Source organism: Glycomyces sp. YM15 (assembly GCF_016918015.1).
Taxonomy (GTDB): Bacteria; Actinomycetota; Actinomycetes; order Mycobacteriales; family Micromonosporaceae; genus Glycomyces.
The window spans coordinates 24,906-41,489 of record NZ_JAERMK010000010.1 but is presented as its reverse complement, the minus strand read 5'-3'; the positions used below and the strand labels follow the sequence as shown (position 1 = coordinate 41,489).

Below are 16,584 nucleotides of genomic sequence, written 5' to 3'. Positions count from 1 at the left end.
GCCGCACTCCTTCGGCACCGAGCGTAACCCACCCCCGCTACCAGGCATTGCGGGTCCTAAGCGATGTCCGCGGCGATGCTGTACGGCCGGTGCGGGCGGTCCTCGCCGTCCGGCGCGTCGTCGGCCAGTTCGTCTATGCGCGTCGCGGACCGCCGGATCGCGTCGATGTGGCTCACTACGCCCACAGGTCGCCTACTGTGCCGAATCGGGGTCTCATGCCGGCCACCATGGCAAATACGCGAACCGCCTTCGCTTTCCTGCGACGGGCTGGTCCGAACCCGCGTCAGTCGGACGGGTCCCCCGCATCGCTGACGTAGTCGTAGGTGTCGCTGCTGTGGGTGCTGCGGAAATCCGAGAGCCGCCAGGCGTAGATGCCGATCGGTCCCGCCGCGATCGCGAGCGCTGCTGCCCAGACGTAACGAACCTCTGCGCCTGCGTTCACGTACTCGTCGAGCCGTCGCATGTCGACCCCGAACGAATAGGCGGACCAGAGTGCCAGCAGGGCCAGGCTCCACCAGCCCCACCAGGGAATCGAGACGCCGCCGAACAGGCCCGCGTCCCCTCCGGCGAGGAATGCGACCGCGTTGACGGACGCCAGCGCCGCAAGACCTATCGCAGCGGAGACCGGGACGACGACGAGTGCGGGCAGCGCACCCCAGCGGCTGCGGAGGACGGCCAGCGCCGCCGGACCGGTCAGCACGGTCCCCAGCAGCAGGTTGGCGACGAACCCGCCCGACCCGAGATCGAAGGCGACGCCGATCCAGGCGAGTCCGAGCCCTTGCGCCACCGCATAGGCCACCGCCGCCGCGGCACCCGGCATCGGCCTGAGGCTCCCGGCGATGAGGAACCCCGCGGCGACCACCAGCCCCGCGATCCCGATGAGGTTCGATTCCCAACCGGGCCAATCGGTCGCGTCGTCCACCTGCGCGGTCATGAAGAACCAGGCCGCCGCCCCTGCGACCAGCGTGACACCCAGCAGCACCGACGCCCGCTCCGAGACCTGCGCTGCGGTCATTCGCCCACCGGCCGAGGTCACCGGGTATTGGGACTGCACTCGCGCAAGACGATTGAGGAGTGGGTTGCCGCGTGCCATGGGAGCTGACCTTTGTTCCGGGGTAGAGGGCCCGCCCCAGGCTACGACAGATGGCTGATCGGAATTGCACGGGTTGCGTATGCTCGATGGCGTTACCGGCCCTGAACCCGGCAGACAGCGCCGCCCACGCACATTCCCATCCCTGGAGTCATCGCCCATGACGTGGATCGACGTCGACGCCGAAAAGCTGCGCGCCGCGGCTTCGGCACTGCACCAGACCGAAGGCGAGATCCAATCCCTCGCCGATTACGCAAAGGAAGCCGACCCCGACTGGTGGATGTGGGGTGTGGCCGGACTGGTCATGGCGCCGGCGTATTTCACGCTCGCCGATGTGTTCCAGACTTCGATGGCCGATTCGGTCCAAGCAGTCTCGGGTCTCGCCGATCGCATCGCCGAATGCGCCGATGAGCACGAGGGCAATGACGCGGCGATCGCCGCCGAGCTCGAGAAGATCGCCGGTGAATTGAAGGGCGGCAACTGATGTCGGACCAGATCGAAACGCCCGTGTGGGACGAGGGGGCGCCCGAGCAGAAGCCGACCCTGTTCGGTGACGGCGATGTCGGTGCCAGCGGCACGGATGCGTGGAAGACCGCTGCCGCACTGGACGGGATCAAGAGCGTCACCGCCGTCCCCCTTGCGGGGTACAACACCTACACCAACATCGGAAAGGTCGAGAGCCTGACCGACTGGGACGGTCTCGCGAACGTCGCAACCGGCCTCGCCAGTGATCTGCTCTCCGTCCAGAACGCGGCGGAGGACTTCTGGAGCTTCGTCGAGAACCTCACCGACCCGAAGTTCAACCCGGTCGAATGGCTGGCCGGCAGCCTCATCGACTTCCTCATCAAGGTGTTCCAGCCGCTCGAGGACCTCGTCGGCATCGTCTCGGGCAACGAGACCCGCATGAAGGACTCGGCGAAGATGTGGAACACCGTGGCCGCAGGCGCGCCGCAGGTGGGCGAGTACATCAGGTCGGTCGGCGACGACAGCCTCGCCGACTGGCAGGGCCGGGACGGCGACGCGGCCCGCACGCGGGTCGGCGAGGCCGCGCAGTCCGTCGAGGGGCTCGGCTTCGTGGCCGTCGGCATGGAAGGCCTGCTGCTCTGCATGGCCGACCTCGCCAAGGCGCTGCGCCAGGACATCGTGGATCTGCTCGCCAAAGGCGTGTCGTATGCGCTGACCCGCCTGCTGCCGCAGGTCGCCGCGGGCATCGCGACGTTCGGCGCGACCGCGGCCACCGCGATCGCGGACGGCATCTACAAGGTCGCGACACTCCTCATGCGGGCGTTCAACCGCATCCGCCAGGCCACCGACATCTTCGGCAAGGCCGCCCAGGCGATCGCCAAGGTCTGGGAGGTCCTGGAGAAGATCAAGCCCGTCCTGGAGTTCCTCAAGAACAACAAGACCATGATCGCGACAGGAGCAGGCCTAGCCGAACAGGCCACTGCCTGACCAGTCTAAGGGTCCGGTTCGTCAGAGGTGCGCCTTTGCGGCCCAAGGTATTCAAGGTCGGAAACGAGATCCGGGCCGGAGCGAGGATTGCGCCGGCCCGGATCTCGTTCGTGCTACGCGTAGGGGTCTTCCTCTTCGTTGCCGATACCCCAGACGTCGTCTTCCTCGGTCAGCCAGGTGTTGGACTCGCCTTCGCCCTCGCCCTGACCACCCATGCCACGGCCGCCACCGGCGCCGCCCATCATGCCGCCGGCCATGCCGCCGCGACCGGCGCCCATGCCTTTGCCCATGCCCTTCGGGCCGCCGGCACCGCGACCGCCGGCACCGGCTCCAGCACCACGGCCGCCACCGGCGCCGCCCATCATGCCGCCCATGGCACCGCCGAGGCCGCCGCCGAGGCCACCACCTGCCCCACCGCCGAGGCCGCCGCCGCCCAAGCCGCCACCGGCACCGCCGCCGAGGCCACCACCGAGACCACCACCGCTGCCGAGCCCCCCACCGGAGGCCAGACCACCGGAGATGTCATCGGGGTCGGGCACCGAGGAACTCCACGGGTTGTCGTCGTCCAACCCGCCGGGGAGGTTCGAGCTACCCGGGTAGTTCGGACTGCTTGGGTTGGAGGGATCGAACCCACCGGGGTTACTGGGCTGCAAACCTTCTGGTGGCTCCAGCCCGCTGGGCCCGCTACCTGTCGGCATCTGTCCCGGGCTGAGCCCGCCACTGCCTCCGGAGGGAGGACTGTAGCCTGAGCCGCTCAGATCGCCTGCGCTGTCGCCGAACGTCGAGGGGTTCGACGGATTTGCGGTCGGCTGGAACGAACTCGCAGCGGACTCGGCCTGCTCCCAGCGGTTGACGACCGTGTCGTTCGCGACCTGTGCACGCTCCTCGAAGTTCTCCGAGTTGACTTCGGCCACGTTGCCGAGCTCGCGGTCGGCGTCCGCAGCGGCCCAACGCGCGGCCTGTTCCTGGGTGACCGGGGGCTCCTCGTTCGCGCCCTGGGCCAGGTAGTACTGAGTCTGCGACTCGACAAAAGCCTGGGCCTCGCTCACGACCTCGCTGTCGAAGCCACCCAGTTCCAGCGCCTTGTTGTCCGCGCCGTCGCCGAACATGCAGCCCTCGGCGACTTCACAACCATCCCTGGCAAACGGAACCCGGACGTGGATGTTGGGGTTCGAGAAAAGCCCGCCTTTGTCCTTGATCCAGTAAAGAGGGGCGGGGTAGGGAACGCTAGCAGTCGAGATGCCCTGCATAGCGTTGATTTCCTCGCTCTTCTGGGTCAGGAGCTGGACCGCTCCCGACGAGTCGTCACCGATGTCGTCTGCGATCTTCTCACAGTTCGCGATGACGACCTCGACCTGTTCGACAAACGCGTCGAAGTCGTCGCCCTCCCAACCATTAGAGAGTTCGCCGAGGGCGGTCCTCAAATTGCCAGGCACCCCAGTGTTGTCGTCGAGAGCAAAGTCCTTACGGAAAATTGCCCATTCATCGCGAATCGTGGCGATCGCGTACTGGTCCGGGTCGTCCTTCGGCCTGATCTTGGTGATGAGGGCCTGGATCTCTCCTGGCGACGGGGTAGGGAAGCCTGTTGCAACACAGACCATGTCAGCTGTCAATTGGCCTTTCACTGGGATCGCCGACATAAGCTTCACCCAAGCTTCTTCAGCCGGGTTCTCCGTGTTCGTGCAGTCGCCGTCATTGCACTTGATCCATGTCAGGAATTCGGCGTTAGCATCGTTCTCCAGCCCGGTTTCGATCGAAGTCTGCATTACCGCACTGTCGTCGTATTTTTCTTCTTTGAACTCTTCATCCGCCTTGTCGCCCATGGTCACTCCCCTCCCGCGGCTCGGTCGTTGACTGTCTGGTTGACGGCCGGCAAGTATGTGTCGACGAGCCAGCTATAGAGCTCGTCGTTCGTAAACGGGTACGCGGGTTCGCCGCCGTCCTGCGCGTAGAAGTCTCCAGTGAATTGGAGCTCAACCTGGAAAACCCACTGGCCGTCCCGTGCAACGACATCCACGTACTCAGTCGCGCCAGATTCCTCGACAGTAGAGAGAAGGACCCCTTCATCCCAAGGGTCCCCGATTTCCGATCGAATGTTCTCGACGGGTCCCACCGCATTCGGAGCGCGGCCATTATAGGACTCGATTGCTTGCTCTTCATTGTCGAGTGGGACAATCTTCACAGTGAGCACTCCCCTCCCCGAGGTACCCTCCGTGACGTCCGGGAGAACGATATTGGCGCCACAGATGATCGCGTCCGGGTCGAGCGAGGCTTCGCCGTATCCAGCACTGTCCGGGATGTATTCGCCTGGCGACGTTGAGAACTCAGTGATTCCCATGAAGTCGATGAACGGCTGAAGATTATCGAGCACCTCGCACGGCTCCCAGGAACGCATTTCGGTCGCGACGGGGTCGCCACCCTCGGGGCCGTTTCCGTTGCCGTCGCCGTTATCGCCGTCAGGCGAGCACCCGGCCAGCAGTAGTGCGGTCATGCCGAGCCCGGCCATCGCCTTGATCGTTCCGCGTGCCATGCGTTCGCAATCTCCTCTGTGTTGGATTCAAGAGGGTCGCCGTATCCTGCGGCAACCGGGTAAATACCATGACGGCCGTCCCCGGCCGACTCGGACCGCTGTTACAGATCGTTCTCGTATGCAGAGGTCTCTTGGACGTTGGTGTCCTCGGCTTCTTCTGAGAGATCCGCAGAATCGTTCAGGGTCTTGACCATCCCCGTCAGATCCTTGCGCAAGGCCTGGAGGTTGTCCCAAGTCAGCTTATGAAAATCCCCGTAGGCTTTCCTTGCCTGCTCGGAGCTTTCCAGCAACCCGAAGCCCGGTTCCACACCGAGGACCTCACCCGTCCTCATTTTGGGAATCAGCACGTCCTCGATGTAATCGAGTTGCGCTTGCGCAACGTCACGGAACGCCCGTAGGGCTTCAGGATCGAGTACACGCGCCATGGTTCCTCCGGGGTAATCAACGTGTTTGCGTATCGCCTAGGGTCCTGGTTTTCAGGTTAGCAGGGGCTCGCAACCCGTACAGTCCCGCCAATCTACAGCGAATGACCAGCTCAGCAAGGCAGCGCGTTCATCCGTCTTCGCCTGTCGGGGATATGCGGTCGATGATGCGGTTCGACTCGGTGCAACATCCGGTCGGGATCGATCATGACTGATCCTCTCCCGCGCTTCGCGCGACCGCCCGATTGGCCTCGATCGCGGCCCCGTCGCGGAACGCCACGGCGGTGTTCCATGCCTCGACCATCGCGGTCGAGAGCGCCTGTGGACAGCGTGCCGCAGGGTCGAAGCCGATTACGAACCGGGTCGAACCGGCCTTCGAAGCGCTGCTCGGTTACGCGTGCGGTGACTTCCTGCAAGGCGATCGCCTGAGCGGTCAGTGCCGCAAGTTCCTCAGTGGACGGAAGGGCCTCGACCTGCGCCATGGCAGCGTCACGCATGCGCGGCGAAAGCGAGTCGGCCGCTTCCCGCTTGAAGGCGAGCTGTTCCTCGTGGCTGCCCTGGGCCGGGTACTGCCAGCGGGCCGCGATCGCGGCGGCGTCCTCAGGCGAGCCGCCAGGCATAATGGCGGGCGGCGGTGGCCTGTACGCGGCTTCTCGGGCTGTAGCAGAGCTCCGGGTGTCGTGTTCCCAACGCGAATTCGTCGATGAACTCGAACAGATCGTCGTGCAGATGACGCAGCCGCTTCGCGGGAGCAGGCTCGAGACCGGCTACCGACCCGTTGACCCGGCTGAGGAGGAGTCTGGCCTTCAGATGGTATGTGCCGATCACGAACCATTGATCGGCTTCGGAAGGGTCGATGCCGTTCCGGGAGAGGCGTTTCGGCAGCGCGTCCTGCTCATCGAGCATGACTTCTTCAGTGAGGAAATGCAGTGTTCCCAGAGCCGAGGAGGACACGAGACGGTGAAGCCGCCATAGCGGCTCAGTCGGGTTGCTGATCAGCTGGATCTCCCCCGGCTTGCTGACGTAGACGCCCAGGCGGGCGAAGTCCCAGTCCTGATCCACGCGTGTGGCTTTGCGGACATCGACGTTGACCTCGTCCAGCCTCGCGAGTTTTGCGGCGACTGAGCGTTCGGCGGCTCCCGGTTCCGTCTCGCTCCAGGCTTCGGGAATTTGAGGGCTCGGATCGGCGTATTCGTCGGCCCACTGGTGCTCGAGCCGAGCCAGTCGTCTGGCATCGATGAGCCCCTGCTCCAGGAGAAACCGCATCCAATCGTCTTCCAACGCAGGAGGGACGGTCTCTGATTCAGGATCGGCGACGATCAGCATGTACTTGGGACCGAACACATACTCCTTAAGGAAGCCGGAGATGTCATCGGCAAGTACTCGGAGGCGCAGACGGCCCGACTTGAGGTCCCGGGAGCTGATCGCCGCTATGACGCCCTGTGTTCGATGGACATAGAGTCGAGTTTCGGCGCACTCCCGAAGCGAATCCATTGAAAGCGACCCTCGACCTGTAGGCCTCATTCATCGAAATCGTCTTGAACGTCTTCTGTGTTCTCGATTTCTTTCGACGGCACATGCCTGACGTCGCCAAGACTGAGGCGCTCGCTAAGCTCGTAGAGATTGCGCAGGACTTCCGGGACAGCCCGTAGCGCATCACCCTGGATGCCGGGTGGGATGTCCCAGCAGTGGCGAAGGGACTCAGGCAGAGCACCCCTGATTTGCGCCACAGTCTCCGACAGTTCCATATTTTCGTGGATCAGAGCAGGGCTCCGTTCTCGAGCAGGGTTCGCCAGGTGTTCACGTACCTGCCTTTGCGGTCGTGACGATCGTACAGTTCATGCCCGATCACGACTTCCATCAGTTCCGGGTACCGGCCCCGAGCCCGAAATCATCGAGGAGCTCGATCACGTCGACCTCGAAATCCCAGGTCTCGACCTGATCGGGATTCGCGTAGCAGATGGCGTAGTCGTCGCCGTTGAGATAGTAGACGCCGCCGTCCTCGCGATCGACCCGGATCACGGGTTCGCCGAGGAAGCCGGGGATGTCGTCCGGCATGCCCAGATGCTTGTACCCGATGCCGAAGGGGCTGCCGACCGGGCAGCCGGGATCGCCCTCGTGCTGCGCCCAGGCCTCCGCGCTCCGTGATCGACTCCGGCCGCGTGAAGCGAAGGCAGGCCTTGGAGCAGTCGGAACTGGCTGAAGACCGCTGTGAGGTCGTCGAGCACGCCTTCGCTCGGGGCGAGCGGCTCGCCGCCCGCAACGATCACGTCGAGCCTGCGCCTCCTCGATGCCGCGGAGATGTTCGAGCTTCCGATGGATGGCGTCGAGCCCGTCAGGACGTTCCCCGCTCATTACACCACCCGGATGATCACTGAAATGCCCTCGGGCCTTTCACCTTGCTCACGACATCAGCTGGTCGAAAACCATTGGCCACCAGGCGTCTTCGCCGAACGCATTTGGGTCGATGCCGCGAAGAGAAGCCATCAGCTCGCCCGCACGTTCAGCGCGTCCGACTTTGCCCTGGTCCTCCTCAACGAAGATCGCGAATCTATACAGGAATTCGATGAAGCAGCGATAGTTCGAGTTGACACCCTGAACATCCTGGTCGGTGAGATCGAACAGGATGATTTCGCCGGATTTCGGATCCAGCATGTACAGCAGGTCGCGATTTTCAGGGACCGCCCCGATCACGATGAGGGGGATGTCGAGCGCATTGGACTCCGTGGTCAGGCGAACCGGATCGTAGAGTTCGATGTTTCCGGTGAGGTAGGCGGTGTACACGACAGCCACGTCGAGTGGGACCTCGTCACCTTCCGGAAGCGCGGAGGCAGGCATACCCGCCTCGGTCCAGGGCTCACGGGGGTACGGGACCATCTCGTCCTCGCCCCAAAGAGATCGGAATCTCGCTGATGCCACCATGGTGCGTTCCTATCTAACCATCACTCGAGTGCTCGTCCAATCCTGCCCGCTGAAGCACCCGAAACCACGTTTCATCGAACCACTCTTCCTTCGGAGTCGGCTCGGAGGAGTAGATGGTGTCTTCGGGGATCATTTCAGGGTAGCGTGGCCCGAATATGAACTCGATGAAGAAATCGAGCGGGTGAGGCGAAATCTCCTGGATCTCTAGCCATTCGCCATCCACTACGGCGTACTGAATCTCCTCCGGATCATAGAATCCCATCGCGCCGGTATTCGTGTTGCCGGAGAGCGTGAAGTCGAATCCGCCAAGGACGGCCCCGAAGTTCTTCCAATCCCGGGGAACAGGGTCGGTGAATTCCCCGGTCACCTCGTTCAGGTCGGGCCTGCCGTATTCGACGGCAATCTCCCCAACATCGTGGATTCGCAACGACTCGCTGGCAATACCTCCGATGACCGAGTACACGGCCTTCATGTCGGCATGCATCACTTCAGGCAGCTGGCCGACGGGAATCGGGTCGAGGATTTGGATCTCATCGCCAAGTTCGAGCTCGGCCACCGCGGTCTTGAATCGCTCTACACGCTGTCGCAGCAGGTTACTCATTCAACGATCCTCACAATGATCGGGGTGCCCTCGGGTACACCGTTCAGCGCGACCTTGATGTCGCCGCCCAGGAGCCGGTTCGTCCGAGAATCCAACCACATCAGGTTGTCGGCTTTGTCCGCGCCTCCGAGTTGTAGCTCATGGATATGGTCGGGCTCCATGTACTGATCGCGCTTGGTAACGCCCCTGGGATCCGCCCCGCTTGTGCCAGAGTCGAACTTCTTCAGCATCTTCTTCATCAGTGCTGGGTTGTCCTTGTATCGCTCCTTAATTCGCTTCACAGTATCCTTGCGGTACTTCTTCACCGGATTGCCGCGTGGCGGGGGCTTCGTCTTGACGAGCTTGCCGTCTCGGCCCAGAGCGGCCAAGGCTCTTGCCTTCCTCCGGAAGTCGCGCTTCTTCAGATCCCTCGTGAGCCGCAGCTCCAGGACCATAGGTTGCTTGCCGGAGTTGTCCATCGCATCCCTGCCGCCCTTCGAAGTGCGGAAGGCTTTGACATCCTCGAGAGTCGCGCCGATGATCCTCGCGGTAGGGGTGCGGGTGGAGCGATTGGGGCTTACGCGTGGCCTAGCCATTGATCACCATCTCGATTGCCATGCCGATGAGCTGGTCGATGATGATCCCGCTGATGATCTTGAAGATCGGGATCTGCGCGAGCGAGGCGCCGAACGTGACTGCAGCGGTGGCGATGGCCTGGGCGATCTGGAAGGCGAGCATCACCAGCTGGACGATCACCTGGACCTTCAACGCCAGTACTACACCGGCGGCGATGGTCAAGCCGATGTTGATGATGTTGGTTGGATTCGCCGCGTCGGCGATGTTCCGCACTGCAGACTCGGCGTCGTCCCACTCGTCTTTGAAGGCGTCGATCTCCTTGCCGAAGTTGTTTTCCAACAGCGTGGATGCTGCCGAGTTCAACGATTCGATTCGGCCGGAGATCTGGTCGGCCATGCCGGTCCACTCGCCGGCGAGGTTGAAGATCGACTCCTCGTCGGACTCTGGGAAGTCGTAGCCGAGCATGCTCAGCAGGCCGGTGAGTTCTGAGGGCAGTTGCAGGCCCATGGGGTGGTACCTCCTCGATGGACGGAAGTAGGGGTCAGACGCCGAGCTCGCCGAGGAGCTCGTTGAAGATCTGCGCGGTCTCGTCGTCCGTGGCCTGGTGGCGGTCGGCCATCTCCCTCACACACTGCGCGTAGTCGGCCAATTCGTCGATATTGGTGGTGAAGCACTCGCTGAGGGCCTCGGTGCAGGCCTGGTGCGCCATGCCCACCAACATGCCGATCTCGTCGCCACCGAATGCATCGGCGAACTGCTCTAGCGCACCGGTGAACTGGTCGAGGAGCGCTTGAACCTCATCCTTGGCGGCGTCGAGCTGATCGGCGGCCTGACGAAAGGTTTCGGGGTCGATGTCGAAGCTGGGCATGGCTACTTGCCTCCATGGAGCTTCGCCATGACCTCGCTGATCGAGGCGCTCATGGCCTGGAACTGCCGCAGCGAGCGGTCCTGGATCTCGGCGACCGATTCATTGATGGCCTCGAGATCCGGTACGGGCTCGTCAGTCCCCATGGCCTCGGCACGCTCGTCCAAGGCGGCGTTCACCATGCGTTTGATCTCATCGAAGAGCACTTCGGACCCGATGCGCATGATGCGGGGGTCGAACTCGAACTTGTCGATGCGGCCCTCCACTCCGACGGTGAGGCGGAGCAGGCCTTCAGCGCCTTCCACAGTCACCGGTTCGACCTGGTTGGCCTCGGGGGATCTGACGGCCGTGCTCAGGGCGGCGCGGGCATCCGCGAGTTGCTGAGCGATCGCGTCCTCACCGAACATGTGACCTCCAGTCGCTTTTGGGCTATCTGAGGATCACTCATAATATACCGACATTGCAAGCACTTCAGGATGCTGTCTCGCTGGCCCGCCGCCGATGTCGTTCAGTGTCGAGCGAACGGGTGGAGGTCCACTCCGGAGCCGTCGTGAAATCTGATGCGAAGGTACACATCTGAACCGTGGCTGACGCGGTCCTCGAAGGCGAACTGCGTCGACGGGACTTCGATGACCTTGTCCAGGACGATGCTCAAGTCGCCGGAACGGCGCAACCCCTCGGGGGCTTTCTCGACCGACGTGACTCGGTCTGCTGCGAAGCCGAAGCGCACGTTGGCGAGGATCCAGATACCGCTCCTGTGCGGCCCCGTGCCGAGGAGGCGGGCCGCCTGGCATTGCTTGCCATCGCCAAAGGCGATCAGACCTGCTGGACCGCCTTCGAAGCGGCGCAGTTCATTCCAATATGGAGCGCCGCCTGCGATGATGCCCAACGGGCTCGCAAGCTTCGCCACCGCCCACCCGAGCGCAGTAGCGGCCTTCCATGCGGCCGAAGGGTAGCCGCGGATATCGGAGCGGTAGTTCCCGCGGCCGGTGGGCGTGAACGCCCGCAGGGTTTCGCCCGGCTTGAGCCATTGACCCGTCATCAGGCTGCGGACGTCCTCGCGCAGGTCGTATTCGCGACCGGTCATGTTCCCAGCTCGATCAGGAGCTTGTTCAGCGCGTCCGCCTGCTCTTCGTCACAGGAAGCATAGTCTTCCCGGCAGGCGCCGATGCGCATCGAGCTGCCGTCGAACGCCGCACTGATCTCGCCGATGGCCTCTTCGAGCCCTTCCGCGGTGGTGGCGGCGGAGGTAAGGCGGTCGTCGCCGGTGATGGTGCCCCAGATGTTCTGCGCCAGACTGCTTCCGGTGGTCACCACGGGAATGCTCGACATGGTCCTGCCTCCGTCCAGGTGGGGTCGATCGTCGCGCGCCACTTTGCTGGCGCTCATCTACCCGCGGTTCGGCGCACCACTCGGCGCAGGTGCGCGAGGTACCGCTATGCGTGAACGGTCAGGCGTAAAGGTCGTCGCCTTTGGCGAGGCGGTTGATGTCTTGGGCGACCTGCTGGTCGACGACGCCGCCGCTGTCGATCGCGGTCTGGAGCCCGGCGATGAGGCCGTGGAGGGTGCCTCGGAGGTACTGGAGGTTGCGCCAAGTGGTGGCGTGGAAGTCGGCGTATTCGGCGGTGGCGTTCTCGGCCGCGCCGGGGGCGGTGCCGAACGCGGGGGCCTTCTTCAGGTCACCGTCGCTGAGGGTCGGGATGATCTCGTTCTCGAGCTCCTCGAGGAGCCCGGTGAGGAACTGCCGGTAGCGATCGAGTGCGGCCGGGTCGAAAGCGCGCGTGGCCATGCTGGTCCTTTCAGGGCTCATAAACGCTTCGCGCCCATGAGTTCCCGCCTCTAAGCGTAGGGGTCGTCGTCCTCGTTGACGAAGCCCCACATGTTCTCGTCCTCGACCAGGTCGACGTCGGCTTCGCGTTCCTTGTCGTCCATGTTCATCCCGCGCCCCGGTCCGGCACCGCCGCTCATCATCGCGGTGGACCCGCGCGAGCCCGGAACGGCAGCTGCCGCGCCGCCCGTCGCGGCGCCGAGGGCCGCACCGCCGAGGGCGCCGCCGGCCGATGCGGCCGAACCCGAAGCACCAGTGGCGGATGCGCCGCCGAAGCCGCCGGCTCCCGCTCCGAAACCGCCGGTGGTTCCGGTGCTCGCGCCGCCGCTGGCGAGGCCGCCGCTCGGTGCTTCGTCGTCTTCGGCGGGCTCGTCGGGGTTCTCGGCTGCGGGCGGCGGATCGCCGACGGGCGGTTCGAGGGAGGGGTCCTCGCTGGCCATGGGCTGCGCGGAACCGCTGGGCTGCTCCATGGGCGGCGGTTCGAGGTTCATGTACGCGCGGTCGGCGGAGGCCGGGTACTCCTTGTCGCTGCGCACGGTCCGCACGGAGCGGTCCTCGGCGTCGGTGTCGGTGCCGCGCTGGCTTATGTCCTCATTGGACTCGGCTTGTCGAACGTCGTGCGCACCCCAGCTCTGGTCGACGAGGGTCCCGTAGTGCTCCATCGCATCGGCGACGGCGAGCTCTTTGGCCTCCTCGACCGTGAGGCCCTTGGCGGGGTCGAGGCCGTCGCGCTCGATGTTGACGGGGCTGGAGTAGTAGTCGATGTAGTGGAGGATGCGCTCGTCGATGTAGTCGATGATCTCGGTGGCGAGTTCGGGTTCGGCCCCGCCGAGCACGAGCACGTGTTCGGCGTCCTGGCAGGTGTACTGGATGCAGTCGCCATGCCACCACGCGGGCCTGACGTGCACGGACACCCAGCTGTGCCAGTCGCCGTCGATCCAGAACTGCGGTGCCGGGTAAGGGATCTCGCCGGAACCGCCGCCCTGGATCGCGTAGAGCGCCTCCTCGGTGGAATGCAGGCTGGCGACGGTGGCGTCCACGTCGTCGACGAGGTCCTCCACGAGTTCGCGCGTCTGCGAGCAGGCGGCCTCGAATGCCTCGAAGTCGGCGCCGGACCAGCCTTCGGCGAGGTCGCTCAGGTTGGACTTGATCTGCTCAGACCAGTCGGCGAGCCTCCCCGACACCTGCTCGGACCAGGCGCCCCGCAGCCGCTCGAGGGAGTGGGCGTCGGCGCGCTCGGGCCGCACGGCGGCGACGGCGGCGCGAAAGTCGGCCTCGGTCGGGAACGCCATCCCGGTTTCCTTGGGGCGCAGCCGATACAGCTGGCGTTCGACGGGCACCGGGGAGACGAGCTGCTGCCAGTCGTGTTCGGCGGGATGCTCGGTCGGGTTGCCGCAGTTGGGGTTCGAGCAGGCCGGACGCCCGGGGGGCGGCGGGGCGACGATCTCGCCGTCGGCGGGCGGGGGGAGCGGAGCGGCGCCGCCGACGTCCCCGAACGCGGGGGCGCCCATGGCCGGTGCGGCGGCATCGAGTCCGGGGTATGACTCGATCGAGTTGTCGCTCATCGTCATGCACCTCGCGGCTTCGGGGGGTGACCGTTGCGTTCACGGTAGCAACAGGACGTCGGCGATGGAACCGCCCGAAGCACCGAACCTCGCCACCGACAGCGGTGCCTATTTCTGCGGCGAGGGCCCGAAAGCGAGCTTGAGCATCCGCCACAAGGGTTTCCGGGTGACCCAGTAGGCGACCCCGACGGGCAGAACGAAGAGCAGGAACACCATGATCACCGGAGTCAGGTGCTGGGCCGTGCCGGTGCCAGCGGTCCACGCGGTCGGGCGACCCCAGTCGGGGTGGAACGCGGCCGGTTCGACCAGTACCGCGGGCAGCGTCTGCCCCTCCTCGCAACGGCCCCGCACCGCAATGTCGACCTCGACGGCCGCGCCGCCGTCATCGGGCCGGAACTCGCCCGTGCAGACCGTGTCGCCGCTGCCGGAGAGGAACGCGACCTCCACGATCGCGGTCCCCTGCGTCCCACCGGATCCGTCCACCGCGGCCCGGTACTCCGCGAACCGCGCGAGGCTCACGCCCAGGGCCACCAGCGCGGCCAGCGCGAGCCCCAGCATCATGGCCGTCCCGGCCAGGCTCCGTCCCCGGCTCATCGAGGGGGAACCGGGGCTCATTGCCATTTGATCTCTTCGGGGTTGGTGAGCTCTTCGGGGGCGTGGTCCTGCCACAGGTTGGAGAGGCTGTCGGCGATGCCGAGCCCTGCGCCGCCGCCTTGGAAGCCGCCCTTCCATTCGCCGTCGCCCTGGTAGGTGGGGAAGATGCCGGACACGGCCTGGATGGTGTTCTCGGGGTTGATCCCCGAGGCGTACTTCCCGGCGGGCATGCTGATCTTGCGGATCCAGTAGGTGGCGAAGCCTTCCAGCATGTTCGTGATGGAGGCTCCGGCGATCTCGAGGGGGTTCGCCTTGTTGCTGGCCCCTGCCTGGAATCCCCAGGTGAAGGCGGTGAGGGTGCTGGTCAGGGCGGTGCACGCGATCATGATGGGTTTGAGTGCGGCTTCGAAGGTCTCGGCCGTGGCGAGGAGCGACGCGGCGGTGGTGAGGGCGGCGATCCGGGCGGCGGGCTCGCCGACGCCGGTCCAGCATGCGGCGAGGTAGCTGGCGAGGCAGCAGGCCATGATCACGGTGCAGGTGACCAGGAATCCCCAGTAGATGGTGAGGGCGACGCCGAGGGTGATGAGCTGCGCTCCGATGAGGAACGCGGTGACGGCGAGTTCTTTCAGCTGCGCGTTGATCCCGGTGGCGGAGGTCTTGAACGCTTCGGAGTCCTTGCCCGACCAGTTCTCGTCGGTGATGGTGTCGACTTCGGCGCTCAGGTTCTCGGAGGCCTCCCAGTTCTTCTCCCCCAAGCGGATCCAGGCTCCGGCCGCTTTGAACATGTCGCCGGGGTTGCACTGGTTGAGGTAGATCTTGACGGCGAGCATCTGCGCCGAGAGGCCGAAGACCAGGGCCGGGGGCGCGATGGCGATCGCGCAGGTCTTGATGACGCCGTTGTAGTACGGCGACATGGCCGCGCCGGTGTCGTAGACGGCTTCCCCCATGGACATGGCGACCCCTTCCTCTAGTTTCCGCCGAACTCGGTGGCGCAGGCTTCGTCGGCGGCCTGCATGTCCTGGACGCAGCCGTCGAGTGCGGTGCGCATCTCCCGGAAGCATTCGGCGGCGCCGGACATGCATTCGGTGACGGTCGCGGTCGCCACGGTGTAGGCGGCGGCCATCGGGAGCATCACGGCGGTGTAGAGGCTGCGGTCGAGTGCGCTGAGGTCGGGGAGGACGTCGTTGGTGCTCTCAAGGACGGGGAGCACGTTCGCGTCGATGTTCTCGGCCATCTGCGAGACGAAGTCGCAGTCGAAGTTCCGGGTCATGCCCTGCCAGCCTTTCGTTTCATCGCTTCGGTCATCTGCGTCGCCTCGCCGATGACGCTCATGCCGCGTTGTTCGGCCGCTTTCGCCTGCTCGGGCGCTTCGTCCACGACCTGGGTGATCGCTTCGGGGAGGCGTTCGCGGGCTTTGGCGGCGGCGAGTCGCTCCAGGGCCGCGCGGGCTTCCGCCACGAGACTAGTCAGGCGCTGCCCGAGTCCTTCGACACCGCGGTTGCGGGCCTCGGGCCCGATCCAGACGCCGGAGACGATCCGGTCGGAGCTCGCGGTGACGCCGATGTCGCCTGTGGCCGTGTAGACCTCGGCGGTGAGCACGTCCTGCGACGCCGTGGACCGCTTGGCGCTGGAGTCGCGCATCGATTTGAGGATGCCTTCGAGGCCCACCGCGATGGTCCGGTCGAATTCGGGGTCGCGGCCGAGGGTGGCGGCGGGGCCTTGGATGCCGAGCCGGGCCCGCATGCTGGCGGCGAACGCCTCGTAGCCGCCGGAGGCCGCCGTCTGCTGGAGCTGGCTGATCGCGGCTATGCCGTTCGCGAGCGCCTCGTCCGCGTCGGCTCCGGGGCGGGGCAGTCGTCCCACGAGTTCGGTGACGAGGTTGCCGATCACGTTCATGGGCTGCCGGAATCCGGTCGGCGAGATTTCGACGACCACCTGTTCGCCGTCGAGCCGCACCGTCACATAGGCATCGAGGTCGGTGACGGTCTGGTCGGCTTCGTTCATGGGTGCGGCTCACTTCGACGGGGACGGTCGGCGATGGCGGGTCGTCGTAGGAACAGTAGCCGTTACCGGCCGATTCGCACCAGTGCGCGCCTGTTCGGCACGGCCTCGGCGGCGTTCGGCGCCCGCGGTTTCCGGCGGTCGTCATCCCGGTCGGTC

General features: G+C 65.1%; 25 protein-coding genes. 2 read left to right on the top strand and 23 right to left on the bottom strand.

Translation table 11 applies throughout. The features are described from left to right. Positions 1 to 56 precede the first annotated feature (56 nt). The gene (locus tag JHY01_RS27345; protein WP_275889766.1) at positions 57 to 185 is read right to left on the bottom strand and encodes a hypothetical protein; all 129 of its coding nucleotides are present in this window, start codon (positions 183 to 185) and stop codon (positions 57 to 59) included. 98 nt (positions 186 to 283) lie between these two features. Beyond that, a complete protein-coding gene (locus JHY01_RS12675) occupies positions 284 to 1,093 on the bottom strand; it encodes a Bax inhibitor-1/YccA family protein (protein ID WP_275889765.1) in 810 nt (269 codons plus the stop codon). Between the two features lie 157 nt (positions 1,094 to 1,250). On the opposite strand from JHY01_RS12675, the gene JHY01_RS12670 reads away from it, so the two are divergent. Beyond that, positions 1,251 to 1,574, top strand: coding sequence for a type VII secretion target (locus JHY01_RS12670; protein ID WP_205326017.1), 324 nt, complete (start codon positions 1,251 to 1,253; stop codon positions 1,572 to 1,574). Next, positions 1,574 to 2,542 carry a hypothetical protein gene (locus JHY01_RS12665; RefSeq protein ID WP_205326016.1) on the top strand — a complete coding sequence of 323 codons (969 nt, stop codon included), beginning with the start codon at positions 1,574 to 1,576 and terminating at the stop codon, positions 2,540 to 2,542. Before JHY01_RS12670 ends, JHY01_RS12665 begins: the two co-directional genes overlap by 1 nt. Before the next feature lie 113 nt (positions 2,543 to 2,655). Here the strand turns inward: JHY01_RS12665 and JHY01_RS12660 are convergent, their stop codons facing one another. The 21 genes from JHY01_RS12660 to JHY01_RS12560 form a co-directional block, all read right to left on the bottom strand. Continuing rightward, positions 2,656 to 4,365: a hypothetical protein gene (locus JHY01_RS12660; RefSeq protein WP_205326015.1), complete on the bottom strand. Its 1,710-nt coding sequence runs from the start codon at positions 4,363 to 4,365 to the stop codon at positions 2,656 to 2,658. 2 nt (positions 4,366 to 4,367) lie between these two features. Continuing rightward, entirely contained in the window at positions 4,368 to 5,072 is a 705-nt protein-coding gene (locus JHY01_RS12655) for a hypothetical protein (protein WP_205326014.1), read from the bottom strand. A gap of 101 nt (positions 5,073 to 5,173) precedes the next feature. After that, positions 5,174 to 5,497, bottom strand: coding sequence for a hypothetical protein (locus tag JHY01_RS12650; RefSeq protein ID WP_205326013.1), 324 nt, complete (start codon positions 5,495 to 5,497; stop codon positions 5,174 to 5,176). Between the two features lie 110 nt (positions 5,498 to 5,607). Further along, positions 5,608 to 6,114: a hypothetical protein gene (locus JHY01_RS12645; RefSeq protein ID WP_205326012.1), complete on the bottom strand. Its 507-nt coding sequence runs from the start codon at positions 6,112 to 6,114 to the stop codon at positions 5,608 to 5,610. Then, complete coding sequence (locus JHY01_RS12640) at positions 6,095 to 6,988, bottom strand: hypothetical protein (RefSeq protein WP_205326011.1); 894 nt, start codon at positions 6,986 to 6,988, stop codon at positions 6,095 to 6,097. The genes JHY01_RS12645 and JHY01_RS12640 overlap by 20 nt, the downstream gene beginning before the upstream one ends. Positions 6,989 to 7,014: 26 nt before the next feature. Further along, on the bottom strand, positions 7,015 to 7,242 hold the full coding sequence (locus JHY01_RS12635) for a hypothetical protein (protein ID WP_205326010.1): 228 nt from the start codon (positions 7,240 to 7,242) through the stop codon (positions 7,015 to 7,017). Between the two features lie 112 nt (positions 7,243 to 7,354). Next, positions 7,355 to 7,552, bottom strand: a complete 198-nt coding sequence (locus tag JHY01_RS12630) for a hypothetical protein (protein WP_205326009.1) — start codon at positions 7,550 to 7,552, stop codon at positions 7,355 to 7,357. 345 nt (positions 7,553 to 7,897) lie between these two features. After that, a complete protein-coding gene (locus JHY01_RS12625; protein WP_205326008.1) occupies positions 7,898 to 8,416 on the bottom strand; it encodes an SUKH-4 family immunity protein in 519 nt (172 codons plus the stop codon). 13 nt (positions 8,417 to 8,429) lie between these two features. Then, positions 8,430 to 9,017 (bottom strand): hypothetical protein, encoded by a 588-nt coding sequence (locus JHY01_RS12620; protein ID WP_205326007.1) that lies wholly within the window; start codon positions 9,015 to 9,017, stop codon positions 8,430 to 8,432. Next, positions 9,014 to 9,475: an HNH endonuclease signature motif containing protein gene (locus tag JHY01_RS12615; RefSeq protein ID WP_205326006.1), complete on the bottom strand. Its 462-nt coding sequence runs from the start codon at positions 9,473 to 9,475 to the stop codon at positions 9,014 to 9,016. Before JHY01_RS12615 ends, JHY01_RS12620 begins: the two co-directional genes overlap by 4 nt. 109 nt (positions 9,476 to 9,584) lie before the next feature. Further along, entirely contained in the window at positions 9,585 to 10,079 is a 495-nt protein-coding gene (locus JHY01_RS12610; RefSeq protein ID WP_205326005.1) for a hypothetical protein, read from the bottom strand. 34 nt (positions 10,080 to 10,113) lie between these two features. Then, positions 10,114 to 10,440, bottom strand: a complete 327-nt coding sequence (locus JHY01_RS12605) for a WXG100 family type VII secretion target (RefSeq protein WP_205326004.1) — start codon at positions 10,438 to 10,440, stop codon at positions 10,114 to 10,116. A 2-nt stretch (positions 10,441 to 10,442) separates the two neighbouring features. After that, a complete protein-coding gene (locus tag JHY01_RS12600; RefSeq protein ID WP_205326003.1) occupies positions 10,443 to 10,844 on the bottom strand; it encodes a hypothetical protein in 402 nt (133 codons plus the stop codon). A 101-nt stretch (positions 10,845 to 10,945) separates the two neighbouring features. Further along, a complete protein-coding gene (locus tag JHY01_RS12595) occupies positions 10,946 to 11,524 on the bottom strand; it encodes a hypothetical protein (protein WP_205326002.1) in 579 nt (192 codons plus the stop codon). Further along, positions 11,521 to 11,826: a hypothetical protein gene (locus JHY01_RS12590; RefSeq protein ID WP_205326001.1), complete on the bottom strand. Its 306-nt coding sequence runs from the start codon at positions 11,824 to 11,826 to the stop codon at positions 11,521 to 11,523. Before JHY01_RS12590 ends, JHY01_RS12595 begins: the two co-directional genes overlap by 4 nt. A gap of 61 nt (positions 11,827 to 11,887) precedes the next feature. Beyond that, positions 11,888 to 12,226, bottom strand: coding sequence for a hypothetical protein (locus JHY01_RS12585; RefSeq protein ID WP_205326000.1), 339 nt, complete (start codon positions 12,224 to 12,226; stop codon positions 11,888 to 11,890). Positions 12,227 to 12,276: 50 nt separating this feature from the next. Beyond that, entirely contained in the window at positions 12,277 to 13,830 is a 1,554-nt protein-coding gene (locus JHY01_RS12580; RefSeq protein ID WP_205325999.1) for a WXG100 family type VII secretion target, read from the bottom strand. 108 nt (positions 13,831 to 13,938) lie between these two features. Beyond that, on the bottom strand, positions 13,939 to 14,451 hold the full coding sequence (locus JHY01_RS12575) for a hypothetical protein (protein WP_205325998.1): 513 nt from the start codon (positions 14,449 to 14,451) through the stop codon (positions 13,939 to 13,941). After that, a complete protein-coding gene (locus JHY01_RS12570) occupies positions 14,442 to 15,377 on the bottom strand; it encodes a hypothetical protein (protein ID WP_205325997.1) in 936 nt (311 codons plus the stop codon). Before JHY01_RS12570 ends, JHY01_RS12575 begins: the two co-directional genes overlap by 10 nt. Positions 15,378 to 15,391: 14 nt before the next feature. Then, positions 15,392 to 15,694 (bottom strand): hypothetical protein, encoded by a 303-nt coding sequence (locus JHY01_RS12565; protein WP_205325996.1) that lies wholly within the window; start codon positions 15,692 to 15,694, stop codon positions 15,392 to 15,394. After that, positions 15,691 to 16,428 (bottom strand): hypothetical protein, encoded by a 738-nt coding sequence (locus JHY01_RS12560; protein ID WP_205325995.1) that lies wholly within the window; start codon positions 16,426 to 16,428, stop codon positions 15,691 to 15,693. Before JHY01_RS12560 ends, JHY01_RS12565 begins: the two co-directional genes overlap by 4 nt. Positions 16,429 to 16,584: the final 156 nt, after the last annotated feature.

Excerpts from the sequence above, each read along its gene's own strand:
- JHY01_RS12620 (WP_205326007.1), bottom strand. The coding sequence starts at position 9,017 with ATGAGTAACCTGCTGCGACAGCGTGTAGAGCGATTCAAGACCGCGGTG.
- JHY01_RS12665 (WP_205326016.1), top strand. The coding sequence starts at position 1,574 with ATGTCGGACCAGATCGAAACGCCCGTGTGGGACGAGGGGGCGCCCGAG.
- JHY01_RS12585 (WP_205326000.1), bottom strand. The coding sequence starts at position 12,226 with ATGGCCACGCGCGCTTTCGACCCGGCCGCACTCGATCGCTACCGGCAG.
- JHY01_RS12625 (WP_205326008.1), bottom strand. The coding sequence starts at position 8,416 with ATGGTGGCATCAGCGAGATTCCGATCTCTTTGGGGCGAGGACGAGATG.
- JHY01_RS12670 (WP_205326017.1), top strand. The coding sequence starts at position 1,251 with ATGACGTGGATCGACGTCGACGCCGAAAAGCTGCGCGCCGCGGCTTCG.
- JHY01_RS12565 (WP_205325996.1), bottom strand. The coding sequence starts at position 15,694 with ATGACCCGGAACTTCGACTGCGACTTCGTCTCGCAGATGGCCGAGAAC.
- JHY01_RS12675 (WP_275889765.1), bottom strand. The coding sequence starts at position 1,093 with ATGGCACGCGGCAACCCACTCCTCAATCGTCTTGCGCGAGTGCAGTCC.
- JHY01_RS12655 (WP_205326014.1), bottom strand. The coding sequence starts at position 5,072 with ATGGCACGCGGAACGATCAAGGCGATGGCCGGGCTCGGCATGACCGCA.
- JHY01_RS12570 (WP_205325997.1), bottom strand. The coding sequence starts at position 15,377 with ATGTCCATGGGGGAAGCCGTCTACGACACCGGCGCGGCCATGTCGCCG.
- JHY01_RS12560 (WP_205325995.1), bottom strand. The coding sequence starts at position 16,428 with ATGAACGAAGCCGACCAGACCGTCACCGACCTCGATGCCTATGTGACG.
- JHY01_RS12575 (WP_205325998.1), bottom strand. The coding sequence starts at position 14,451 with ATGGCAATGAGCCCCGGTTCCCCCTCGATGAGCCGGGGACGGAGCCTG.
- JHY01_RS12600 (WP_205326003.1), bottom strand. The coding sequence starts at position 10,844 with ATGTTCGGTGAGGACGCGATCGCTCAGCAACTCGCGGATGCCCGCGCC.
- JHY01_RS12650 (WP_205326013.1), bottom strand. The coding sequence starts at position 5,497 with ATGGCGCGTGTACTCGATCCTGAAGCCCTACGGGCGTTCCGTGACGTT.
- JHY01_RS12615 (WP_205326006.1), bottom strand. The coding sequence starts at position 9,475 with ATGGACAACTCCGGCAAGCAACCTATGGTCCTGGAGCTGCGGCTCACG.
- JHY01_RS12610 (WP_205326005.1), bottom strand. The coding sequence starts at position 10,079 with ATGGGCCTGCAACTGCCCTCAGAACTCACCGGCCTGCTGAGCATGCTC.
- JHY01_RS12640 (WP_205326011.1), bottom strand. The coding sequence starts at position 6,988 with ATGGATTCGCTTCGGGAGTGCGCCGAAACTCGACTCTATGTCCATCGA.
- JHY01_RS12645 (WP_205326012.1), bottom strand. The coding sequence starts at position 6,114 with ATGCCTGGCGGCTCGCCTGAGGACGCCGCCGCGATCGCGGCCCGCTGG.
- JHY01_RS12635 (WP_205326010.1), bottom strand. The coding sequence starts at position 7,242 with ATGGAACTGTCGGAGACTGTGGCGCAAATCAGGGGTGCTCTGCCTGAG.
- JHY01_RS12605 (WP_205326004.1), bottom strand. The coding sequence starts at position 10,440 with ATGCCCAGCTTCGACATCGACCCCGAAACCTTTCGTCAGGCCGCCGAT.
- JHY01_RS12660 (WP_205326015.1), bottom strand. The coding sequence starts at position 4,365 with ATGGGCGACAAGGCGGATGAAGAGTTCAAAGAAGAAAAATACGACGAC.
- JHY01_RS12630 (WP_205326009.1), bottom strand. The coding sequence starts at position 7,552 with ATGCCGGACGACATCCCCGGCTTCCTCGGCGAACCCGTGATCCGGGTC.
- JHY01_RS12595 (WP_205326002.1), bottom strand. The coding sequence starts at position 11,524 with ATGACCGGTCGCGAATACGACCTGCGCGAGGACGTCCGCAGCCTGATG.
- JHY01_RS12590 (WP_205326001.1), bottom strand. The coding sequence starts at position 11,826 with ATGAGCGCCAGCAAAGTGGCGCGCGACGATCGACCCCACCTGGACGGA.
- JHY01_RS12580 (WP_205325999.1), bottom strand. The coding sequence starts at position 13,830 with ATGAGCGACAACTCGATCGAGTCATACCCCGGACTCGATGCCGCCGCA.